An 18,179-nucleotide genomic window follows, 5' to 3' on the forward strand; every position below is an offset into this window, starting at 1 on the left:
TAGAATTAAATATTCCACTTTTTGTAGGCAATTTGGGGTTTTAGATGATTAAAAAATTTATGATGGCAACTCGTTATCAACTTAGAAAAATTGATTGGCTTGCACGTTTATACCGAAAGTATTTTATGAAACTCCCCTTGATGGGGGATATTCTGAAATTCAGACTGCACAAAATAGTTTGTTATCTGTTATTAACACTGCTCATTACCAAACGGGCTTTTCTATTATTGTTCCTACCTATCAACCTGATCTTAGTTTGTTCAAAGAGATGGTCGCTTCAGTTATCGGACAGCGTTATACCCATTGGCAGTTGGTGATAGTTGATGATGCTTCTCAAAATGCTGAATTAACCGACTACCTAGATTCGTTAGTTGAAGATACTCGGATTAGCGTTATACAACGTTCTGAAAACGGTCATATTTCTCTATCCTCCAATGATGGTTTAGCAATTGCAACTGGTGATTATATCGTGCTGTTGGATCATGATGATCTATTACATTGTGATGCTTTATCCGCTATGGCGGAGGCTATTGATAAAAACCCTAAAGCAAAAATTCTGTATAGCGATGAAGATAAAATTACACATAAAGGTGAACGAGCATTTCCTCACTTTAAACCTCAATGGAACCGTGATTTATTGTATTCGTTGAACTATATATCGCACCTAGGTGTTTATAATCGTTCGCTTGTTGAGTCTGTTGGCGGTTTCCGAGTTGGTTTTGAAGGTAGTCAAGATTACGATTTATTATTACGCTGTATTGCTAAGTGTGGTGATGAGCAAATTATTCATGTTCCTTATGTGCTGTATCATTGGCGAGCAGTTGAAGGCTCTACCGCCTTTTCAGAGTCTGAAAAGTCATATTCTTGTACAGCTGGTTTAAAAGCGTTGCAGGATGCTTTAGCTCAACAGGTTGAATCTGTTGAAATTGGAAAATTAGCAAATACTTATAAAGTAAATTGGCCTGTGCCGGATGATACGCCTCTAGTCTCAATTATCATTCCCACCAAGAATGCTAAAAAGCTTGTTAAGCAATGTATAAATTCTATTTATAAAAAAACTTTATATCCTAAATTTGAAATTCTTTTAGTAGATAATCAATCAGATGATCTAGCTTCTTTAGACTATTTTAAAGGGCTTGAGGCTGAAGGAAAGATTAGATTGATTTCATATGATAAGTCATTTAATTATTCAGCAATTAATAACTTCGCAGTCACTCAAGCTAATGGTGATTTAATAGTGTTAATGAATAATGATATTGAAATTATTAGTGATACTTGGTTAACAGACATGGTGGCAAATATTAGCCGTCCAGATATTGGTTGTGTTGGGGCTAAGCTTTATTATCCTGATGGTAAACTACAACATGGTGGTGTGATCACTGGTTTAGGTGGTGTTGCAGGACATTCACATAAATATTTCCCTAAAAGTCATCCCGGCTATTTTAAGCGTTTACAAGTTGTACAAAATTTGTCTGCAGTAACCGTCGCTTGTTTAGCTGTTCGTAAAGATGTGTTTGAAGAGGTTGGTGGGTTAAATGAAAAGTATTTAACTATTGCTTTTAATGATGTCGATTTTTGTTTAAAGGTAAAGCAAGCCGGCTACCGTAATCTATGGTCTCCTTATATTGAAATGGTGCATCATGAATCGATTAGTCGTGGGACAGAAAATACACCAGAAAAGCAGGCTCGTTTTGCTAGTGAGGTTGAATATATGAAAAAAACTTGGAGTAAGGCTTTATTAAATGATCCATGCTACAGTGAGTGGTTAACCTTAGATAGAGAAGATTTTACATTACGATGAATATTATAAATAAAAGAATCATCATTCATACAGGCCCTGGTAAAACAGGGTCTTCAGCACTTCAAGCTTGGCTGTCACAGAATATAGACTTTTTAAATAAAAATGGGATTTATTACCCACCACATTCTATTTCGAAAGAAAAAATTAGTTCAGGAAATTTACACGAAATATTAGAAAGAGATTCTGTAACAGGAAAATGGACTGTTTGTGAGAACAGATTAAAAAAATTAATATCAAAGTTTAAACAGTCCGATTTTCATTGTTTATTATTATCCTCTGAATTCTTTTTCCTCATATTGTTGAACTACATTCTTTGATTCCTGATGCTGAATTTGTTGTTTATATTCGTCATCCATTAGAGCTTTGTGAATCTAATTATAATCAAGGTATTAAAAGGCACTCCGCTGTTAATAAATTTCAGGTGCCAAAAGTTATTCATAATAATACCTTAAAACATTTACAAGGCTATTTTAAACGAGTTCCCGTACCGCAATTTAAGTTAAGGCCTTATGATTTCAAATTGATGGAAGGTGGTGGGATAGTTTCTGACTTGTTGAGTGTTCTTGGAGTGGAGATAAAAGTAGAATCAAACAATATTAATCCATCCTTCACATTTCCGGCTTTAGAGTTTAAACGTTTACTAAATCATTTTGATTTAAGTCATTTAGAGCCACAATTAGACCAAGTTTTGCAGGCTTGTACTATTGGAGAGGCTAAATATTCTTTAATGGATGAAGGCGACTTTGTAAGATTAAACCTTGAGAATTGTCTGTTGATGCAAGCTTTTATTGATGATAATAAACTATCTGAACTACAACCTTTGCATGAACAGTTTAAACATAAACAACAACGCCCTTTTAAGCGACAGGAGGCGTCATTAAATGAACTGACTTTAATTGCGGATTATATAAAGGAAGTAGAGCCAGCACTATATAATGAACTCAAGCTTAAGCTTACTAATAATCCAAATTTAATCGTTGATAATTTAGATGTTTATAATGCATTTTCAGTTGAAGTATTAGCTTCTGCTCGAGAGTTATTAATCGATGAATCCTTATTAAACTATATTAATAATTTTACCATACACCCGGGAAAGCGAGGTAAAGTTTGCTTTGAACTAAGTTGCTATCATTATGATATGGAAGACTATTTAAATGCATTAGTTTTTGCAAAAGCGACTCATTATTTTAATCCAAATCATATGGGGTTTAAGCTTAAGCTTAATAAACTTTTAATTAAGTCTAATGAATTAAATCGGACGTCTAAAAACAAGCTCACAGAGTCTTCAGGTTTAATCAATTTAAATATAAAGTAAGAAATAAATTGATTAAAACTAAAAAAAATGACTTTATCGATGTTGGCGTGTGCTTTACTTTGACTTAAATGTGAATTAATTATGATTTAAATCTCATTTTTATTGCCACTAACTTGTATGATAAAAGGTTAAGGATAAAGTAATGTGATATTTTTACAAAAGGCATACTTTAATGAAAATATTACATCACGGTGCTATTAGTGGCGTAACTGGATCATGTCATCAGTTACTGATTGATGATGATAATAGTGTTCTAGTTGATTGTGGTTTATTTCAAGGTGATGAAATATCAAAAAATAATGATGGCGAAAATCATTTGAGTATCAATTTTGATATTTCTACCGTTCAAGCTTTGTTAGTCACTCATTGCCATATTGATCATGTGGGGCGCATTCCTTATTTATTAGCAAGTGGTTTTACTGGCCCAATCATTTGTTCTCTAGCAACAGCATCTTTATTACCTATGGTTATTGAAGATGCCTTAAAAGTAGGTGTTACTCGTAATGCTTCAATCATCAAAGCCTGTTTATCACGGTTAAAAATTCAATTGATTGCAGTACCCTACAAACAATGGCTTTTGCTCGATTTAAAGGGAAATACAAAACCTAAGGCTAAAGTGAAATTTCAGCCCGCGGGGCATATTCTTGGATCGAGTTATATTGAAATTGATGTAAAGCCTATTAATGAAAAGTCTACTCGTATTGTTTTCTCTGGTGATCTCGGGGCAACTTATTCCCCTCTATTAGCGGCACCTAAAAGCCCTTATAAAGCAGATGTAATTGTTATTGAAAGTACCTACGGAGATAAAAATCATCAAGGAAGAAAAAATCGTGTTAAAAGCTTTACTAAAGTTCTAAAGAAGGCGATTAAAGATAATGGCATAGTGATTATCCCGGCCTTTAGTATCGGTCGTACCCAAGAGTTACTTTATGAATTAGAACAAATCATTGGGCGCGCACAATACAAGAAACTAGCAGAAATTGAAATTATTGTAGACTCTCCTATGGCGGCTGAATTCACCGATTATTATCAGAGATTTCAAATTTTATGGGATGCAGAAGCAAAACGTAGAGTTAAACAAGGTCGTCAGCCACTTAATTTTGAAAGTCTGTATACGGTTGATACACATCTACAACATTTACAAACCATTGAGTATTTGGCTAAACGCAATAAACCGGCGATTGTTATTGTCGCTAGTGGCATGTGCAGTGGTGGTAGGGTGGTTAACTATTTAAAACGGTTTATTAGTGAGCCTAGGGCAGATGTGCTTTTTGTTGGTTATCAAGCTCGCGGTACTTTAGGGCATGATATACAGCAATATGGTCCGAGAGGTGGTTATGTTTTTATTGATGGAAAGAAGCACGCGGTTCAAGCAGGCATTCATACTATCTCTGGTTATTCGGCACACGCAGACCAACATAACCTAGTGAATTTTGTAAAATACATTCGATGTAAACCCAAAAAGGCTATTATTGTGCATGGCGATAATGAAGCCAAACAGGCATTAGCAAACAAATTAGAAATGATTGGTGTAAATGCAGTTATTGGTGGAGAGGCCACTATTAGTTGTTAGCTTTCAGTTGTTAGTAGCAGTTCATCCATATAAACTATCTGCTCACTAAATTAATTACTAATAAACTGTATTCCTATGATAAAACTACAAAATCTGACTAAGTATTATCCCTCTGATTTGGGTAATCAATATATATTCCAAGATATTAATTTCGAAATACCCGAGGGGCATAATGTTGGGATATTAGGCTCAAATGGTGCGGGTAAATCGACGCTATTTCGTATCCTTGCTGGCAGTGAGTATCCTAATAAAGGTAAAGTAATTACTGATAAAGCGATATCTTGGCCGGTTGCTTTAGCAACAGGCATACACCCTCAGATGACAGGCCGAGAAAATACTCGGTTTATCGGTAGCGTAAATGGTGTTGCTGATTTAGACGAGTATGAAGAGAAGGTAAAAGACTTTGCGGAGCTTGGCGTAAAATATGATTTACCAGTTCGGACATATTCTAGTGGTATGCGTTCGAGGCTTGCTTTTGGGTGTTGTATTGCTATTGATTTTGAAATTTATTTAATCGATGAAGCAACCTCTGTTGGTGATTTAAAATTTAGACAGAAGGCTAGGCAAGCATTATTGGATAAAAGTAAAACAGCTAATGTGATCATGGTAAGCCATGAATTAAAAGAGATTGAAGAGTTTTGTGATAGTGCCATTATTTTGCATCAAGGCGAATTAACTTTTTATAGTGATTTACAAGAGGCGATTAAAGTTTACAAAAATCTTTGATAAAAATAGTCGAAGTTTATATCTAAAACTAATAGATTTTTGTTTGATACACTTAATGACAAAAAATTCTATGTTATAGCATTCTAACATCAATAATTATCCTTAAAATTATTAACTATTTCGCAAGTTTCAGGCATACTTCTTTATAACTACATAATGTATATTGAAGGAAAGTCATGAACAAAAGTAGATTAACTCATCTTAAAGCCCTAGAGGCCGAGTCGATTCAGATTATGCGTGAAGTTGCGACTGAATTTGATAACCCAGTAATGCTTTATTCCATTGGTAAAGATTCCTCTGTTTTATTGCACCTAGCACGTAAAGCCTTTTATCCAGGAAAAATTCCTTTCCCATTACTTCATGTTGATACTAACTGGAAATTCAAAGAGATGATTGAGTTTCGAGATAATTTAGCGAAAAAACATGACTTTGAGTTAATTGTACATAAAAATCCGCGTGGTTTAGAAATGGGCATTAGCCCTTTTGAACATGGCAGTGCTAAACACACAGATATTATGAAAACCGAAGGGCTTAAACAAGCATTAGATAAACATGGTTTTGATGCGACTTTTGGTGGTGCCCGTCGTGACGAAGAAAAATCTCGTGCAAAAGAGCGTGTTTATTCTTTCCGTGATAAAAAGCATCGTTGGGATCCTAAAAGCCAACGCCCAGAAACTTTGGAATATTTATAACTCTAAGGTAGACCGTGGTGAAAGTATTCGTGTTTTCCCTCTTTCAAACTGGACTGAACTTGATATCTGGCAATACATTTATCAAGAGCAAATTGAAATGGTGCCATTGTACTTCTCTGCGCCACGTCCTGTTGTGAAGCGCGATGGTGCGCTAATCATGGTAGATGATGAACGTATGCCACTTGAAGAAGGTGAAGTACCTGAAATGAAAAGTGTGCGTTTCCGTACTTTAGGTTGTTACCCATTAACAGGTGCAGTTGAATCAGAAGCAACAACATTACCTGAAATTATCCAAGAAATGCTATTAACCACGACATCTGAACGTCAAGGGCGAGTTATCGATAGCGACTCAGCCGGCTCGATGGAAAAGAAAAAGATGGAAGGGTACTTTTAAGCGAAGCTTAAAAATAACGCTAGAAGGCTAGATGCTGTAAGGCTAGAAAGTATAACCTTTAAGCCTTCTAGTACTAAGTGAGATGTTTATGAATTTTGAGAAACTAAGTGTCTGGAAAGAATCAAAGCAACTTGCCGTTGAATTGTACCTGCATTTTCAAGTTTCTCGAGATTTTGGTTTTAAAGATCAGATAACACGCTCCGGCTTATCGGTGCCTAGTAATATTGCTGAAGGAATGTCACGTAAAACATTTAAAGATAAGTGCCATTTTTTAGTTATTGCCAAAAGTTCTTGCGCAGAATTAAGAACTCAAATCTATATTGGTATTGATATAGGTTATATCGATAAAGCAACCGGTAATAATTGGCTTGATAAAACACGCCATATTTCAGCTATGTTATCTGGCTTAATAAGTAGAATAAATGAAGATGTGAAGAATTTGCCTTAATGCCTTCAAGCCTTAACGCTTTCTAGCTCTATTTAAAGGAATTAAAATGTCAACTGAACAAAATTTATTAGCAACAGATATCGAAGAGTATCTTCGTGTACATGAAAACAAAGATTTAATGCGTTTTATCACTTGTGGTAGCGTGGATGATGGTAAATCAACTTTGATTGGTCGTTTATTATACGATAGCAAAATGATTTTTGAAGATCACATGGCGTCGATTGAAAAAGACTCTAAAAAATTTAATACAACGGATGATTCGTTTGATTTAGCACTATTAGTAGATGGTTTACAATCTGAGCGTGAGCAAGGTATTACTATTGATGTTGCTTACCGTTATTTTGCTACTGAAAAACGTAAATTTATCATCGCTGATACTCCTGGACATGAGCAATATACTCGTAACATGGCAACTGGTGCTTCAACCTGTGACCTTGCGATTATCTTGATCGATGCTCGTCATGGTGTACAAGTACAAACACGTCGTCATTCATACATTTGTTCATTACTTGGTATCAAGCATGTTGTTGTTGCGGTTAACAAAATGGATGCTGTGGATTACGATCAAGACGTTTACAAAAAAATTAAAGCTGATTACCGTGAATTTGCAGAGCAGTTAAATATTGCTGATATTCGTTTTGTGCCAATTTCTGCTTTGAAAGGTGACAATGTTGTAAACGAAAGTGAAAACATGACTTGGTACCCTGGTTCACCATTGATGCGTTTATTAAATACGATTCAAATTAATAGTGACTCAAATGATCAGTTCCGTTTACCTGTGCAATATGTCAACCGTCCTAATCTAAACTTCCGTGGTTTTGCAGGTACAATCGCATCTGGTGATATCCGCGTTGGTGACACTATTGAAGCGTTACCATCAGGTAAGCAAAGCAAAGTGAAAGAAATTGTTACTTTTGATGGCAATATTGATTCTGCATACCAAGATATGGCAATTACATTAACACTGGAAGATGAAATTGATATCAGCCGTGGTGATATGATTGTTCGTCCACATGAAAAACCAGAGTCGAGCAAAAATTTCGTTGCTGATGTAGTGTGGATGGATGAACAAGCGTTACACGTTGACCGTGAATACATTGTCAAAGTTGGTACTAACGTAACTGTGGGCTCAGTAGTAGCTATTAACTCTAAAACAGATGTTAATTCTATGGAGCAAACTCCGGCAAGCCAACTTGAGTTAAACGAAATTGGTAGCTGTAATTTTGAAGTAGCTGAAGCTGTTCAATTTGATGCCTATGATCAAAATCGTGCAACCGGTGCATTTATTATTATCGACAGATTAACAAATGCAACAGTTGGTGCAGGTATGATCCGTGGTTCTATTGAAGCGGTCAAAAAAGAACAGGAACATGCTTACAGTGCTTTTGAAGTAGAGTTTAATGCATTAGTACGCAAACACTTTCCACATTGGGAAGCAAAGGATGTAACTAAGCTATAAGGCTATAAGGCTATAAGGCTGTAAGGCAATTTGCTTTCCAGCTTTCTAGCCTTCAAGCTATAAGCTTCTGAATGCTTATGACTCTTCAATCTTATTTTGTGCTTGCTGTTTTTGTCTCTACGATTGTAGGGTTAATCAAATATCAACAGCGACCTAGTCTCGTCTTTGGTATCGCATTGTTAGTGCTATTTATTAGCGATACCGTTTCCACAGATCAAATTATTAAAAGTCTTTCTAATGAAGGTTTGTTGACTTTAATTCTTTTAATGTTGTGTTCTATTGCTTTAGAAAAAACTCGCTTATTGCGTCTTGTTGCCATGAAGGTGATTAAAACCAGTTATCAATCTACCTGGGCGCGTTTATATGGTTTTACCGTCCTGTCTTCAGCCTTACTTAATAATACTGCTGTTGTTTCTACTATGTTAGCGCCGATTCGTAATAACCCTCATCATGCTCGCCAGTAAATTATTGATCCCACTTTCCTATGCTCGCTATTTTAGGTGGTACGCTAACGCTGGTTGGGACGTCAACTAATTTAATTGTAAATAGCTTAGTTTTAGATGCTAACTTACCATCACTTGGTTTCTTTGATTTTACCTTGGTGGGCCTCTGTTTAGTCTTTGTTTGTGGTGCTACATTATGTTTCTTTAGTTATTTATTACCCGATAAAGCAGTTCATACCGATACCGCTGAGTCTTATTTTATTGATGCGAAAATTAACCCAGGTTCGAGCTTAGTGGGTAAAACCGTTGAGCAAAATGGTTTGCGTCATTTACAGTCTCTCTTTTTAGTAGAAATTATACGAGGGAAGCAATTATTAAGGGCAATTTCACCTACTGAAGTGCTACAAGAAAATGATAAATTAATTTTTAGTGGTGATATTTCTCAGGTTAGTCAGCTTAATATGTTTGATGGTTTATCTATTTTTGCTGAAAATAGTGGTTTATCAATTGATAATTTACGTGAAGTGGTTGTCCGTCCTGAAAGTATATTAACGGGTAAAACATTAAAATCTGTTGGTTTTCGTTCTTTGTTTGACAGTCGCTGTGGTAGCCGTTAAACGAGATGGAGAACGAGTGTCCGGAAAAATTGGTCGATTAAAAATAAAACCTGGTGACTTTCTTGTGCTCGCAGTTGGTGAAGACTTTAAATCACGACGTAATATTCGTAAGAATTTTATCCTATTATCTGATATTGAACTTGATTCGCGCTTATCAGGAAAAAAGAGTTACTTGCAGTTTTTGGTTTTATCGGCGCGATTGTTTTAGTTGCAATAGGTATTATTCCATTATTTAAAGCTGTTTTAATTTTACTCGGTATCTTTTTATTAACGGGATGTTTTAGTGCTAATGAATTAATACGACGTTTTCCAACGGATCTATGGGTGATTATTTCCTCCGCCATAGTGCTTTCTTATGCTTTACAGAATAGTGGCTTAATCGAATCATTTAATACACTCATCGCTGAAAATAGCCATGCCTTTAGTCCTCTCATAGCGCTTATTGCCATTTATGTAGTGACTTGGTTATTAACGGAATTAGTGACCAATAATGCATTGCTGCGTTAGTGTTTCCCATTGCCTACGGCTTAGCAGCAAGTATTGATGCTAACCCAATGGCTTTTATTATGGCTGTTGCCTTCGGCGCGAGTGCCAGCTTTATTAGCCCCTATGGTTATCAAACTAATTTAATGGTATTTAATGTTGGCCAATATCGTTTAATAGATTTTATTAAAATTGGTATCCCCGTAAGCATTGCTTACAGTATTACAGCCGTCACAATGATTGTGGTGGTGTTTGGACTATAAATAACGCTGTAAAGCGATAAGGCTAGAAGTTGGAAAAAATTCAAGCCTTCAAGCTTAAAGCTTTACAGCCTTTTTGTGAGAAAATGATGAATAACCCTTATATTGAAAAAGAAGTCGATGGTGATAAATCATCTGATGTTGTTTGGCATCAAGCAAGTGTTTCACATGAAGACCATGTGAAGCTTAATGGTCATAAACCTGCAGTACTTTGGTTTACTGGATTAAGTGGTTCAGGGAAATCGACTGTAGCTAATGCCGTTGATTTAATGTTGCATCAAGAGCAAGTTAAAACCTATGTGTTGGATGGTGATAATGGTTCGTCATGGCTTAAATGGTGATTTAGGTTTTTCTGATGAAGATCGTGTTGAAAACATTCGACGAGTATCGGAAGTCGCTAAATTATTTGCTGATGCTGGTTTATTAGTTTCTACAGCCTTTATTTCTCCTTTTATCTCAGATCGTGAAATGGTGAGAGCTCAATTACCAAAAGAACAATTCATCGAAGTGTTTATCGATACCCCTCTGGAAGTTTGTGAGTCCCGTGACCCTAAAGGTTTGTATAAAAAAGCCCGTGCAGGTGAAATTAAAAACTTTACCGGTATTGATTCTGCCTATGAAGCACCTAAAAATCCTGAAGTTCATGTCAAAACTGATGGTAAATCAATTGAAAATTGTGCAAAGCAAGTGGTTGATTATTTGAAAAGTAAAGAATATTTATAATTTAAATTGATGTAGGTTAACAATAAAGCTTGAGGTAGTACGCAAAGTATAAAATAAAAAATATGTTTGTATAAAAAATGTGATGTGGCATAATGAATTTATTCATAGTGTACATATTTTTTAAAGAAAGGTGATATGTTTTTTACTTTGTTGTTTTCCTTTACTTTTGCCAGCATTTCTCTTTATATTCTACACCCAGTTGCGGTAAGAATAAGCTTTGTTGACCGCCCTACAGAAAGAAAACAACATAAAGGTAATATCCCCCTTATTGGTGGTTTATCTATTTTCTTACCCATTGCAATTACATTATATTTCTCTCCTGAATTAGTTTCTGACAATCAAGTTTATATTTTTTGTAGTGCTTTTTTATTATTGCTTGGTCTTATAGACGACAAACTTGATTTAAGCGTTAAGTTACGTATGACTCTGATCATTGCTATTTCTGCTTGGTTGGTTTTACATGAAGGCTTCAAAATTGATTATCTCGGTAATCTATTTGGCTTTGGTGATGTGTTGCTTGGTAATTTTGACATCCTTTTTACGATTGTAGCAATCATCGGTGCTGTCACTGCATTTAATATGGTTGATGGATTAGATGGTTTGCTAGGCGGGTTAGCAATGGTGACACTTTCTGCACTTGCAATTCTATTTGCTATCAATGAACAATATCAATTACTGTTATTTTGTAGTGTTTTTATTATTTCAATCATTCCTTACATTATTTGTAATCTTGACCTTTTACCTAAGAAAAAATTAAAAGTGTTTATGGGAGATTCAGGTAGTTTGTTTATTGGTTTTACCGTGATTTGGTTATTAATTGAAGGAAGCCAAGCATATGATGGCTCGCAAATGATCAATAAGATAAAACCCGTCACGGCTTTATGGATAATCGCAATTCCTCTTATGGATATGGCTTACACTATGATCCGTCGTATACGTAAAAAGCAATCTCCTTTTAAGGCAGATAGAGAACATATTCATCATGTTTGCGAACGATTAGGATTGAGTTCATTACAAACTCTTGGACTAATTTGTTTTATTGCCTGTATTTTTGCATCAATTGGTATTTTTGGTGAACTACTTGGCATTCCTGAAGTTGTTATGTTTACTGCTTTTATGTTAACTTTTGTTTGTTATCATTTATTATTCACTCATATCTGGAAAGTAACTGTCTTTGTTCGTCACTGCGCTTCTCTCCTGAAATAACTTCATGGATTCTTATGAACTTCGATATTTTCAATGGTGATGCTGATGGCATTATCTCATTAATTCAATTACGTCTTACAACCCCTCTAAAAAGCCAACTTATTACCGGCGTTAAACGCGATATTAATCTTGTCAAAAATGTTTCAGCAACTTCTGGCGATAATTTAACTATCTTAGATATTTCAATGGAAAAAAATATCCAAGGTTTAATGCTTGCGTTAGATCAAGGCGCGAAGGTTTTTATGCCGATCATCATCGTGCAGGTAATATTCCTGAACATGTGAACCTAGATGCTAATATTGATTTAGATGCCAATACTTGTACTGCATTAATTGTGGACAAACTTTTAGGTGGAAAATTTCATGCCTGGGCAATTACTGCCGCTTATGGTGATAATTTGATTGCCAAGGCCGACGAGCTTTGCAAGTTAGCCGGTTATTCACCAGAACAAGCTGAACAATTAAAAGAGCTAGGTACACTAATTAATTATAATGGTTATGGTTCTGCTATATCTGATTTGCACTTTGACCCTGCTACTTTATATCAAGCATTAGTCGCTTATCCTTCGCCTTTTGATGTAATAGAGGATTTAAATTCTCCTTTTTATACATTAAAGGTACGCTTATGAAGAAGATTTAAACAAAGTTTTAGCTATACCTGCTAATCATCAAAGTGAGATCTTATCAGTATTTGAATTACCCAATGAAGCATGGTCTCGTCGAATTAGTGGTGTTTATGGTAATTTATTAGCAAATCAAAGTCCGGAATCCGCTCACGCAGTACTTACTAAAAACAAAGATGGCAGTTATCTTGTTTCACTTCGTGCTCCTTTAAGCAATAAACAAGGGGCAGGGGATATTTGTAGTCAATTTGAAACTGGTGGTGGTCGTGCAGTTACGCCGGAATAAATCTGTTACCTCAAGAAGCATTAGCTACTTTTATCAATTCTGTTGAGAACTACTATAGTTAATTCATATTCGATAAGCCTCAGCGTACAAAATCTATATAAAATGGAAGTGCGTCTTGGCTTACCTAGTAATATTAAGTTAATTTTTCACCTTTATGCAGGCTTTATAGACATCTTGCTTAAGAGTTAAGCAGTCAGTAAAAAGATTGAAACAAAGTGCTTGCAACAAGCAATTAGGTTCTATATTATTCGCCTCGTCTTCAAGGCATTAGCCAAAAAGACAAAGTTTTAAAGGATTGGGCGATTAGCTCAGTTGGGAGAGCACCGCCCTTACAAGGCGGGGGTCACTGGTTCAAGCCCAGTATCGCCCACCAATTCTTTAAGCTTTATTTGATTATTCGCGTTTAGCTTTTAATTGAAAAGATGGTATAGCATTACTTGACCATCGAAAGTTTTGATTTTAGGTGATTAGCCTTTAGTTGAATAGATGGGAGAGCATTGCTCAAACATCAAAAGTTTTGATTGTGGGCGATTAGCTCAGTTGGGAGAGCACCGCCCTTACAAGGCGGGGGTCACTGGTTCAAGCCCAGTATCGCCCACCACAATCAAAAAGTCTTAGTTATGTAATGTGGGCGATTAGCTCAGTTGGGAGAGCACCGCCCTTACAAGGCGGGGGTCACTGGTTCAAGCCCAGTATCGCCCACCACATTGCAAACTAAACCTTCAATTGTATTTCGAAGTGAAAAATATACAAGTTTCATAATATATCATGGGCAATTAGCCTTATATTGTGAAGAAAATGAGAGCTTGCTCTCTATATGTATCTTAGGTGATTAGCACTAAGGTATATAATTAGCAGTAAATATCATGGGCGATTAGCTCAGTTGGGAGAGCACCGCCCTTACAAGGCGGGGGTCACTGGTTCAAGCCCAGTATCGCCCACCATGGTATAGCAACAATTACGGACGCGAGATGGAGCAGTTTGGTAGCTCGTCGGGCTCATAACCCGAAGGTCGTCGGTTCAAATCCGGCTCTCGCAACCAATTTTGAAGTGTGAAAAAAGAAAAGCTTATCGGGCTCAACTCTTAATAAACACTGGCGAAGGTAGTAGGTTTAAGTCCGGCTATCACAACCAATTTAAAGTGTGAAAAAAGAAAAGCTTGTCGAACTTAAATCTTAATAACACTCAAAGATAGTTGCAAATAAGTAAGAAAAAGAAACATCAATACGGACGCGAGATGGAGCGACTTGGTAGCTCGTCGGGCTCATAACCCGAAGGTCGTAGGTTCAAATCCTGCTCTCGCAACCAATTCTATAAATGGTTATTTAAGAAAAGCTCATCGGGCTCAACTCTTAATAAACATTGGCGAAGGTCATAGGTTCAAATCCTGCTCTCGCAACCAATTCTATAAATGGTTATTTAAGAAAAGCTCATCGGGCTCAACTCTTAATAAACCTTGGCGAAGGTCATAGGTTCAAATCTTGCTCTCGCAACTAATTCTTTTATCCCCAGAAGAATTAAGAAATAGAAAAAATAGTATTAAATACGGACGCGAGATGGAGCAGTTTGGTAGCTCGTCGGGCTCATAACCCGAAGGTCGTAGGTTCAAATCCTGCTCTCGCAACCAATTCTTCTGAACGAAAAGTCTCCAATTAAAAACTCACTTAGCATTAAAACATTAATAATTTTACTTGTTTTACTTTCAAATATAAAAAGCTCATCGGGCTCAACTCTCAATAAATACTGGCGAAGGTCGTAGGTTTAAATCCTGCTCTCGCAACCAATTTTACATGTGGTTATTTAAGAAAAGCTAATCGGGCTCAACTCTTAATAAACATTGGCGAAGGTCATAGGTTCAAATCTTGCTCTCGCAACCAATTCTTTTAAAAGAAAACCCTTAAATAAAAACCTCTTCAAACCCAATTTCTAACAAATGCTGGTGAACCTTGGGCTTCAAATATTAATGCTAAAGTTAGTTATTTCAATACTTGAGGACTTTCGACTACTAAATATCCTCCATTAATGCTTTTTAGGGTATGATTTAGCCTGTGGTGATTGAATGTAATGTCGCTCTTAGCTCTTTTAACGAGTAAAATATTCGGGTTTTTAGGTAGATAAGTATAAGGGTTATGATAATAATATGGAGATAGACAGCGCTGCACCAGATGCTCACTTAATGATCTCATGCGAAGAGTGTGGTTTAGTTGTTGCTATTCCTGAATTACAGGAGGGGCAAAAAGCACATTGGTTCTCGCTGTGATCATGTATTGACTAAAACGACAGTTAATCCAAATGAAAGGGCGATTGCCTATTCTATTGCTTGTTTAGTGATGCTTGTATTGAGTATCTCATTTCCATTTATGTCATTTTCTGTACAAGGAATGACACAGGAAATTAGCTTACTAAACGCGAGCACAAATGTTAGATGAATTTCAAAACTCTTTGCTTGCTTTTCTGTTACTTGGCACTGTTATTATATTACCTACTATATACATTAGTGTAATGTTAATCCTCTATTTTACTGCCTATCGATATAGACTACATTTTCTTACTGCCCTGGTGAACAAAACGATAAAGTCACTTTGTAAATTACTATTTTTTGTTGAGCCTTGGTTGATGGTAGATGTATTTCTGTTAGGGGTACTTGTTAGTCTTATTAAAATTGCTTCGCTCGCAGATATTACGCTGGGTTACTCATTTTATGCTTATTGTATCTATACTGTTTTGGTCGTTAAGTGTGTTTCTTTAGTGGATAAAAGCTGGTTATGGGATCAATTCATACCTGCAAAGCCGATTGAAAAAAATTATGAGGGGGATACTCATCACTCTAAGAGTCATTTGAGTTGTCATGTATGCCATCAAGTTAATGCTGGTGCTAAGGCATCTCAGGATAACTGTATTCGCTGTGACAGCCCTTTACATCATTTTGATATGCATGCTAATTTACAGAAAGTATGGGCACTGTTGATCACCGCATGTATTTTTTATCTTCCAGCCAATCTTTATCCTATGATGTATACGGTCAGTCTTGGCTCAAGCCAACCCTCTACCATTATGGAAGGCGTAATTTTGCTATGGCATCTAGGCTCTTATCCCGTTGCTTTAGTTATATTTATCGCCAGTGTTTTTATTCCATTAGTAAAAATGATTGCCCTTGCTTGGTTATTCATTACGGCTAAGCGAGTAAGTAACTTATCCGAGAAAGATGCCATTAAGAAATTAAAAATATACCGAATGACTGAGTTTATTGGTCGTTGGTCAATGATCGATATTTTTGTTGTGGCTATTTTAGTTGCACTCGTTCAGTTACAAAATTTAATGGCTATTTATCCTGGCCCTGCGACTCTATCGTTTGCGACCGTTGTTATATTTACAATGCTCTCAGCAATGCTTTTCGATTCACGCATGTTATGGTGTGATTCTGTAGATAAAAACTTAAAACATGAAATAGATAATCCTCTTCAATTAGCTAAAAACAATAACGAGATAAAAAATTATGAGTGATAGTACTCAACCTCAGGCACAGGCCAAGGTAAAGAATCAAAAACAAATATCACCGGTATGGATTGTTCCTTTTATTGCGTTGCTTATTGGTATCTGGATGTTTTTTCAATATATAAACAGTACGGGCCCAGAAATTACCATCAAAATGCCAACAGCTGAGGGCCTTGAAGTTGGGAAAACAGAAATTAAATCGTTAAATGTAAATATGGGTATGGTAACTGCAATTAGTTTAAGCGAAAACTACGATCACATCCTAGTTAAAGCTCAGATGAAAAAAGAAGCTGAGAGGATGCTTAACGATGAAACACAATTTTGGGTCGTAAAACCCCGTATTGGTAGTGAAGGTGTTTCTGGTTTAGATACAATACTTTCTGGTGCTTATATCCAAATTCAGCCAGGTAAGTCATCAAAAAAACAGTTAAATTTTACTGCGTTAGATCTTCCGCCCATTGCGCCACTGGGAAGCGAAGGCATGCGCGTTGTTTTAAGTCATGATAAAGCAGGGAAATTAAATGTTGGCGACCCAGTTAATTACCAAGGGTTTACCGTTGGCAGAGTAGAAAAAGCTTCCTTTGACATGCAACAAAAAAAGGCGCTGTACCAACTCTTTATTTTTGCGCCCTATAATGATTTGCTTGTTACAGGTTCCCAGTTTTGGTTAACCTCTGGCTTTGATGTAAAACTCGACACAGATGGTTTTGAAGTTCAAATAGACTCTATAGAAAGTCTTTTGTCTGGTGGTGTTACCTTTGGTGTACCAGAGGGAGAAAAACCGGGAGAACCGTTTGCAGAGAAACTGGTAAGGCTTTCTCTGTTTGATAACTACGAACAAGTCCAAGCAGGGCTCTATAAAGAATATTATACTTTCATGATGGAGTTTGATGAGACAATTCGTGGTTTGAATAAAGGCGCTCCCGTTGAATATCGAGGTATTCGTATCGGCACTGTGTTACAGGCTCCTTATGATGTGGCTTACGTCGAAGGCAGTTCTGAATCAATTAAAATTCATGTTTTAGTTAAAGTTGAGCCTGAAAGGTTTTTTAATAAAAGTAAAAATATGACCACAGACGTTTTTGAAAATAGTATTGAACAACATTTTAAAAATGGATTAAAAGCAAAGCTAGCGACAGGAAGCTTAATTACTGGCGCTTTATACATCGAGACTGAATTTGATAGTCCAAGTCCTAGTTTTGAAATGACTCAAATTGATGGATTTGACGTTTTTCCCACTAAAAAAGGGGAGTTTGCCATTGTTCAACAACAGTTCTCTTCATTATTAAATAAGTTTAATGACTTGCCTTTGAATGAAGCGATTGATTCTTTTTCCACTTCAATGGATTCTTTAGATAAGACGCTAGCCTCTGCCCAGGCAACCTTTGAAGAGCTTAATGCACTTGTTGAACAGGAAGCGACACAAGCACTCCCTCTGATGTACAAGAAAATCTGCAACAATTACAGAAAACATTACAGGGGTTTAGTCCTAATTCGGAGTTATATCAGGATTTACAACAAACACTAACAAAGTTTGAACAAGTAATGGTAGAGCTTCAACCTGTTTTGAAACAGGTAAATGATAAACCTAATTCACTTATATTTGGTGAAGACAGCGTAGCAGATCCTATTCCTG

15 protein-coding genes, 7 tRNA genes and 3 pseudogenes are annotated in these 18,179 nt (G+C 36.2%); all 25 read left to right on the forward strand.

Annotated elements, in window-relative coordinates; translation table 11 throughout:
• Nucleotides 1-94 precede the first annotated feature (94 nt).
• The 25 genes and pseudogenes from ACLKMH_RS09430 (at nucleotide 95) to pqiB (ending at nucleotide 18,071) form a co-directional block, all read left to right on the forward strand.
• The gene (locus ACLKMH_RS09430) at nucleotides 95-1,801 is read left to right on the forward strand and encodes a glycosyltransferase family 2 protein (protein WP_413701747.1); all 1,707 of its coding nucleotides are present in this window, start codon (nucleotides 95-97) and stop codon (nucleotides 1,799-1,801) included.
• Between the two features lie 313 nt (nucleotides 1,802-2,114).
• The gene (locus ACLKMH_RS09435; protein ID WP_413701748.1) at nucleotides 2,115-3,116 is read left to right on the forward strand and encodes a hypothetical protein; all 1,002 of its coding nucleotides are present in this window, start codon (nucleotides 2,115-2,117) and stop codon (nucleotides 3,114-3,116) included.
• A 172-nt stretch (nucleotides 3,117-3,288) separates the two neighbouring features.
• Nucleotides 3,289-4,689 (forward strand): MBL fold metallo-hydrolase RNA specificity domain-containing protein, encoded by a 1,401-nt coding sequence (locus ACLKMH_RS09440; protein ID WP_413701749.1) that lies wholly within the window; start codon nucleotides 3,289-3,291, stop codon nucleotides 4,687-4,689.
• 75 nt (nucleotides 4,690-4,764) lie between these two features.
• Nucleotides 4,765-5,415 (forward strand): ABC transporter ATP-binding protein, encoded by a 651-nt coding sequence (locus tag ACLKMH_RS09445; protein ID WP_413701750.1) that lies wholly within the window; start codon nucleotides 4,765-4,767, stop codon nucleotides 5,413-5,415.
• A gap of 176 nt (nucleotides 5,416-5,591) precedes the next feature.
• A pseudogene (gene cysD / locus ACLKMH_RS09450) lies at nucleotides 5,592-6,501 on the forward strand (sulfate adenylyltransferase subunit CysD).
• An 88-nt stretch (nucleotides 6,502-6,589) separates the two neighbouring features.
• Nucleotides 6,590-6,949, forward strand: coding sequence for a four helix bundle protein (locus tag ACLKMH_RS09455; RefSeq protein WP_413701751.1), 360 nt, complete (start codon nucleotides 6,590-6,592; stop codon nucleotides 6,947-6,949).
• A gap of 46 nt (nucleotides 6,950-6,995) precedes the next feature.
• Nucleotides 6,996-8,408, forward strand: a complete 1,413-nt coding sequence (gene cysN / locus ACLKMH_RS09460) for a sulfate adenylyltransferase subunit CysN (RefSeq protein ID WP_413701752.1) — start codon at nucleotides 6,996-6,998, stop codon at nucleotides 8,406-8,408.
• Nucleotides 8,409-8,479: 71 nt separating this feature from the next.
• Complete coding sequence (locus ACLKMH_RS09465; RefSeq protein ID WP_413701753.1) at nucleotides 8,480-8,872, forward strand: SLC13 family permease; 393 nt, start codon at nucleotides 8,480-8,482, stop codon at nucleotides 8,870-8,872.
• 20 nt (nucleotides 8,873-8,892) lie between these two features.
• The gene (locus ACLKMH_RS09470) at nucleotides 8,893-9,468 is read left to right on the forward strand and encodes an SLC13 family permease (protein ID WP_413701754.1); all 576 of its coding nucleotides are present in this window, start codon (nucleotides 8,893-8,895) and stop codon (nucleotides 9,466-9,468) included.
• A 16-nt stretch (nucleotides 9,469-9,484) separates the two neighbouring features.
• Entirely contained in the window at nucleotides 9,485-9,676 is a 192-nt protein-coding gene (locus ACLKMH_RS09475; RefSeq protein WP_413701755.1) for a hypothetical protein, read from the forward strand.
• An 11-nt stretch (nucleotides 9,677-9,687) separates the two neighbouring features.
• Entirely contained in the window at nucleotides 9,688-9,975 is a 288-nt protein-coding gene (locus ACLKMH_RS09480) for a hypothetical protein (protein WP_413702302.1), read from the forward strand.
• Complete coding sequence (locus ACLKMH_RS09485; RefSeq protein WP_413701756.1) at nucleotides 9,975-10,214, forward strand: hypothetical protein; 240 nt, start codon at nucleotides 9,975-9,977, stop codon at nucleotides 10,212-10,214. Before ACLKMH_RS09480 ends, ACLKMH_RS09485 begins: the two co-directional genes overlap by 1 nt.
• An 86-nt stretch (nucleotides 10,215-10,300) precedes the next feature.
• A pseudogene (gene cysC, locus ACLKMH_RS09490) lies at nucleotides 10,301-10,934 on the forward strand (adenylyl-sulfate kinase).
• Nucleotides 10,935-11,069: 135 nt separating this feature from the next.
• Nucleotides 11,070-12,140, forward strand: coding sequence for a UDP-N-acetylglucosamine--undecaprenyl-phosphate N-acetylglucosaminephosphotransferase (gene wecA, locus ACLKMH_RS09495; RefSeq protein WP_413701757.1), 1,071 nt, complete (start codon nucleotides 11,070-11,072; stop codon nucleotides 12,138-12,140).
• A gap of 14 nt (nucleotides 12,141-12,154) precedes the next feature.
• Nucleotides 12,155-13,110 (forward strand): annotated as a pseudogene (locus ACLKMH_RS09500) (DHH family phosphoesterase).
• A 235-nt stretch (nucleotides 13,111-13,345) separates the two neighbouring features.
• Nucleotides 13,346-13,421: transfer RNA gene (locus ACLKMH_RS09505), tRNA-Val, on the forward strand.
• A 152-nt stretch (nucleotides 13,422-13,573) separates the two neighbouring features.
• Nucleotides 13,574-13,649 (forward strand) — tRNA-Val (locus ACLKMH_RS09510).
• Between the two features lie 28 nt (nucleotides 13,650-13,677).
• Nucleotides 13,678-13,753, forward strand: a tRNA-Val gene (locus ACLKMH_RS09515).
• A gap of 163 nt (nucleotides 13,754-13,916) precedes the next feature.
• Nucleotides 13,917-13,992 (forward strand) — tRNA-Val (locus ACLKMH_RS09520).
• A gap of 21 nt (nucleotides 13,993-14,013) precedes the next feature.
• Nucleotides 14,014-14,090 (forward strand) — tRNA-Met (locus ACLKMH_RS09525).
• Nucleotides 14,091-14,279: 189 nt separating this feature from the next.
• Nucleotides 14,280-14,356: transfer RNA gene (locus ACLKMH_RS09530), tRNA-Met, on the forward strand.
• A gap of 242 nt (nucleotides 14,357-14,598) precedes the next feature.
• Nucleotides 14,599-14,675: transfer RNA gene (locus ACLKMH_RS09535), tRNA-Met, on the forward strand.
• Between the two features lie 640 nt (nucleotides 14,676-15,315).
• Nucleotides 15,316-15,477 (forward strand): paraquat-inducible protein A, encoded by a 162-nt coding sequence (locus ACLKMH_RS09540; RefSeq protein ID WP_413701758.1) that lies wholly within the window; start codon nucleotides 15,316-15,318, stop codon nucleotides 15,475-15,477.
• Nucleotides 15,467-16,552: a PqiA/YebS family transporter subunit gene (locus tag ACLKMH_RS09545; RefSeq protein ID WP_413701759.1), complete on the forward strand. Its 1,086-nt coding sequence runs from the start codon at nucleotides 15,467-15,469 to the stop codon at nucleotides 16,550-16,552. The genes ACLKMH_RS09540 and ACLKMH_RS09545 overlap by 11 nt, the downstream gene beginning before the upstream one ends.
• Entirely contained in the window at nucleotides 16,545-18,071 is a 1,527-nt protein-coding gene (pqiB, locus tag ACLKMH_RS09550) for an intermembrane transport protein PqiB (RefSeq protein ID WP_413701760.1), read from the forward strand. Before ACLKMH_RS09545 ends, pqiB begins: the two co-directional genes overlap by 8 nt.
• The last annotated feature ends 108 nt before the right edge of the window (nucleotides 18,072-18,179 follow it).

Source organism: Psychromonas sp. KJ10-10 (assembly GCF_047323245.1).
Classification (GTDB): domain Bacteria; phylum Pseudomonadota; class Gammaproteobacteria; order Enterobacterales; family Psychromonadaceae; genus Psychromonas.

Coding starts and splice junctions, on each gene's coding strand:
- ACLKMH_RS09545 (WP_413701759.1), top strand. CDS start 15,467: ATGTTAGATGAATTTCAAAACTCTTTGCTTGCTTTTCTGTTACTTGGC.
- ACLKMH_RS09465 (WP_413701753.1), top strand. CDS start 8,480: ATGCTTATGACTCTTCAATCTTATTTTGTGCTTGCTGTTTTTGTCTCT.
- ACLKMH_RS09455 (WP_413701751.1), top strand. CDS start 6,590: ATGAATTTTGAGAAACTAAGTGTCTGGAAAGAATCAAAGCAACTTGCC.
- ACLKMH_RS09445 (WP_413701750.1), top strand. CDS start 4,765: ATGATAAAACTACAAAATCTGACTAAGTATTATCCCTCTGATTTGGGT.
- wecA (WP_413701757.1), top strand. CDS start 11,070: ATGTTTTTTACTTTGTTGTTTTCCTTTACTTTTGCCAGCATTTCTCTT.
- ACLKMH_RS09440 (WP_413701749.1), top strand. CDS start 3,289: ATGAAAATATTACATCACGGTGCTATTAGTGGCGTAACTGGATCATGT.
- ACLKMH_RS09470 (WP_413701754.1), top strand. CDS start 8,893: ATGCTCGCTATTTTAGGTGGTACGCTAACGCTGGTTGGGACGTCAACT.
- pqiB (WP_413701760.1), top strand. CDS start 16,545: ATGAGTGATAGTACTCAACCTCAGGCACAGGCCAAGGTAAAGAATCAA.
- cysN (WP_413701752.1), top strand. CDS start 6,996: ATGTCAACTGAACAAAATTTATTAGCAACAGATATCGAAGAGTATCTT.